Raw genomic sequence first — 4,300 nt, 5'->3', positions numbered from 1 at the left:
GATGCCGCAGCGTCCCGCCGCGGGCCCGCGTCCCGGCGGTGGCCCCGGTGGCGGCCGCGGTCCCGGCGGCGGTGGCCGTCCGGGCGGTGGCGGCGGCGGCCGTCCCGGCTTCGCCGGTCGTCCCGGCGGTCCCGGTGGCGGCGGCGGCTTCGCCGGTCGTCCCGGTGGTCCCGGTGGCGGCGGCGGTCGTCCGGGTGGTCCCGGCGGCGGCGGTGGCTTCGGCGGCCGTCCCGGCTTCGGTGGCCGTCCCGGCGGTCCCGGCGGCCGTGGTGGCACGCAGGGCGCCTTCGGCCGTCCCGGCGGTCCCGCGCGTCGCGGCCGCAAGTCGAAGCGGCAGAGGCGCCAGGAGTACGAGGCCATGCAGGCCCCGTCGGTCGGCGGCGTGATGCTGCCCCGCGGCAACGGCGAGACCGTTCGCCTGTCGCGCGGCGCGTCCCTCACCGACTTCGCCGAGAAGATCAACGCCAACCCGGCGTCGCTCGTCGCGGTGATGATGAACCTCGGCGAGATGGTCACGGCCACGCAGTCCGTCTCCGACGAGACGCTGCAGCTCCTCGGCGACGAGATGAACTACACGGTTCAGATCGTCAGCCCCGAGGAGGAGGACCGCGAGCTGCTCGAGTCGTTCTCCATCGAGTTCGGTGAGGACGAGGGCGGCGACGAGGCCCTGGTCTCGCGTCCGCCGGTGGTGACCGTCATGGGTCACGTCGACCACGGCAAGACCCGCCTGCTCGACGCCATCCGCAAGACCAACGTGGTGGCGGGCGAGGCCGGTGGCATCACCCAGCACATCGGTGCCTACCAGGTCACGACCGAGGTCAACGACGAAGAGCGCAAGATCACCTTCATCGACACCCCGGGTCACGAGGCGTTCACCGCCATGCGTGCCCGCGGTGCCAAGTCGACCGACATCGCGATCCTCGTGGTGGCGGCCAACGACGGTGTGATGCCGCAGACGATCGAGGCCCTGAACCACGCCAAGGCGGCCGACGTGCCGATCGTGGTCGCGGTCAACAAGATCGACGTCGAGGGCGCCGACCCGACCAAGGTGCGCGGCCAGCTCACCGAGTACGGCCTGGTGGCCGAGGAGTACGGCGGCGACACGATGTTCGTCGACATCTCCGCCCGCCAGGGCACGAACATCGACGAGCTGCTCGAGGCCGTGATCCTCACCGCCGACGCCTCGCTCGACCTGCGGGCCAACCCCGACCAGGACGCGCAGGGCATCGCGATCGAGGCCCACCTGGACAAGGGCCGCGGCGCCGTCGCGACCGTCCTCGTCCAGCGCGGTACGCTCCGCGTCGGCGACACGATGGTCGCCGGTGACGCGTACGGCCGCGTCCGCGCCATGCTCGACGACAAGGGCGAGAACGTGGAGGAGGCCGACCCGTCGACCCCCGTCCTCGTGCTCGGTCTCACCAACGTCCCGGGCGCCGGCGACAACTTCCTGGTGGTCGACGAGGACCGTACGGCCCGTCAGATCGCCGAGAAGCGCGCCGCCCGTGAGCGCAACGCCGCGTTCGCCAAGCGCGTGCGCCGCGTCTCGCTCGAGGACCTGGACAAGGTGCTCAAGGCCGGCGAGATCCAGCAGCTCAACCTCATCATCAAGGGTGACGCTTCCGGTTCCGTCGAGGCGCTCGAGTCGTCGCTGCTCCAGCTCGACGTCGGCGAGGAGGTCGACATCCGCGTCCTGCACCGCGGCGTGGGTGCGGTCACCGAGTCGGACATCGACCTGGCCATGGGCTCCGACGCCATCGTCATCGGCTTCAACGTCCGCGCGGCCGGCCGTGCCGCGCAGATGGCGGAGCGCGAGGGCGTCGACGTCCGCTACTACTCGGTGATCTACCAGGCCATCGAGGAGATCGAGGCGGCCCTCAAGGGCATGCTCAAGCCGGAGTACGAAGAGGTCGAGCTCGGCACGGCGGAGATCCGCGAGGTCTTCCGCTCGTCCAAGCTGGGCAACATCGCGGGTGTCCTCATCCGCTCCGGCGAGGTCAGGCGGAACACCAAGGCCCGCCTGCTGCGCGACGGCAAGGTCATCGCGGAGAACCTCAACATCGAGGGCCTGCGCCGCTTCAAGGACGACGTCACCGAGATCCGGGAAGGCTTCGAGGGCGGTATCAACCTCGGAAACTTCAACGACATCAAGGTCGACGACGTCATCGCGACGTACGAGATGCGCGAGAAGCCGCGGGCTTAGCGTTCGCAGGGTCGGGGGTTGCCCGGGGTTCGTCCCCGGGTGGCCCCCGCGCCCTTTTCGGCGCTCCGCGCCCGTCCGGCGTTCGAGGGCGGGCGCGTCAGCGCGAAGGCAGGGGTTCGGGGGCGCAGCTCCCGAAACTCCGTCGAGCGGAACCGGCCCGGCGTTGTACGGTTCAGGGGACCCTGCCAACCGTGCGCAGGGCGCGACCCCGGACCGGCGGGACATCCGGCACACACATGTTTGTGGGGACTCTGTCCTTCGACCTGCTCCTCGGCGACGTACATTCGCTGAAGGAGAAACGCTCCCTCGTCCGGCCCATCGTGGCGGAGCTCCAGCGGAAGTACGCGGTGAGCGCGGCCGAGGTGGGCCACCAGGAACTGCACCGCAGGAGTGAGATCGGCCTGGCGCTGGTCTCCGGGGACGCGGGGCACCTCTCCGACGTACTGGACCGGTGCGAACGGCTCGTCGCCGCCCGGCCCGAGGTGGAGCTGCTGTCCGTGCGGCGGCGGTTCCACGGTGACGACGACGAATGAACGACCTGAACGACCAGCGACGAGCACGGCACAGAAGGAGACGGAGCAGTGGCCGACAACGCGCGGGCCAAGAGGCTGGCGGACCTCATCCGAGAGGTGGTGGCCCAGAAGCTGCAGCGCGGGATCAAGGACCCGCGGCTCGGCTCTCATGTCACCATCACGGACACCCGGGTCACGGGTGACCTCCGGGAGGCGACCGTCTTCTACACGGTCTACGGCGACGACGAGGAGCGCGCGGCCGCGGCCGCGGGCCTGGAGAGCGCCAAGGGCGTGCTCCGTTCCGAGGTCGGACGCGCGGCGGGGGTGAAGTTCACCCCGACGCTGACCTTCGTGGCGGACGCCCTGCCCGACAACGCCCGGGCCATCGAGGACCTCCTCGACAAGGCGCGCGCCTCGGACGCGAAGGTCCGTGAGGCCTCCGCGGGCGCCGACTTCGCCGGGGGCGCGGACCCGTACCGCAAGCCCGCCGACGACGAAACGGACGGCGACGCCGCCTCATGACCGCACGCACCACCACGCCGGACGGCCTTGTCATCGTCGACAAGCCGTCCGGCTTCACTTCGCACGACGTCGTGGCCAAGATGCGGGGCATCGCCAGGACCCGCCGCGTCGGCCACGCGGGCACCCTGGACCCGATGGCCACGGGCGTCCTCGTGCTCGGCGTCGAGCGCGCCACCAAGCTCCTCGGGCACCTCGCGCTGACCGAGAAGGAGTACCTCGGCACGGTCCGGCTCGGCCAGGCCACGGTCACCGACGACGCCGAGGGCGAGATCACCTCGTCGGCGGACGCCTCGGGCGTGCGGCGCGACGCCATCGACGCGGCCGTCGCCAAGCTCTCCGGCGACATCATGCAGGTGCCGTCCAAGGTCAGCGCCATCAAGATCGACGGCAAGCGCTCCTACAAGCGGGCCCGCGAGGGCGAGGACTTCGAGATCCCGGCCCGGCCGGTGACCGTCTCGTCCTTCCAGGTGTACGACATCCGCGACGCCGTCGCCGAGGACGGCACCCCGGTCCTCGACCTGGTCGTGTCCGTGGTCTGCTCCTCCGGTACGTACATCCGGGCGCTCGCCCGGGACCTCGGCGCGGACCTCGGCGTCGGCGGGCACCTGACGGCGCTGCGCCGCACCCGGGTCGGGCCGTACAAGCTGGACGGCGCCAAGACCCTGGACCAGCTCCAGGAGGAGCTCACGGTGATGCCCGTCGCCGAGGCCGCCGCCGCGGCCTTCCCGCGCTGGGACCTGGACGACCGGCGGGCGCGGCTGCTCACCAACGGCGTACGGATCGAGATGCCCGAGGAGTACGCGGGCGCCGGGCCGGTGGCCGTCTTCGGGCCCGAGGACCGCTTCCTGGTCCTGGCCGAGGAGGCGCGCGGCAAGGCCAAGAGCCTCGCCGTCTTCGGCTGACGCCGCCCCACCCCCCGCCCGGGGCCCCCCCCCCCGGCCCCCCCCCCGGGCCGGGCCCGCCCCCGCCCCCCCGCAACCGGGCGGGCCCGGGGCGGGGCGGCGGGCCCCCGCCTCTCGGTCGGGTGCGGGACCGCCTAGCCGAGGCGGTGCATCCAGTCGTGCTT

4 protein-coding genes are annotated in these 4,300 nt (G+C 72.1%); all 4 read left to right on the top strand.

The window, feature by feature from the left end; translation table 11 throughout:
• Positions 1-2,200, top strand: a 2,200-nt coding sequence (gene infB / locus QK440_RS40845; RefSeq protein ID WP_282798331.1) for a translation initiation factor IF-2, incomplete at its 5' end; no start/stop codon positions are given.
• A 236-nt stretch (positions 2,201-2,436) separates the two neighbouring features.
• Positions 2,437-2,733 carry a DUF503 domain-containing protein gene (locus QK440_RS40840; protein WP_282798330.1) on the top strand — a complete coding sequence of 99 codons (297 nt, stop codon included), beginning with the start codon at positions 2,437-2,439 and terminating at the stop codon, positions 2,731-2,733.
• 48 nt (positions 2,734-2,781) lie between these two features.
• A complete protein-coding gene (rbfA, locus tag QK440_RS40835) occupies positions 2,782-3,234 on the top strand; it encodes a 30S ribosome-binding factor RbfA (protein ID WP_282798329.1) in 453 nt (150 codons plus the stop codon).
• A complete protein-coding gene (truB, locus tag QK440_RS40830; protein WP_282798328.1) occupies positions 3,231-4,136 on the top strand; it encodes a tRNA pseudouridine(55) synthase TruB in 906 nt (301 codons plus the stop codon). Before rbfA ends, truB begins: the two co-directional genes overlap by 4 nt.
• Positions 4,137-4,300 lie beyond the last annotated feature (164 nt).

It is taken from the genome of Streptomyces sp. CC224B, from assembly GCF_030010595.1.
GTDB lineage: Bacteria > Actinomycetota > Actinomycetes > Streptomycetales > Streptomycetaceae > Streptomyces > Streptomyces longispororuber.
The sequence above is the reverse complement of the archived record's forward strand: the minus strand, read 5'-3'. Positions and strand labels throughout refer to the sequence as shown.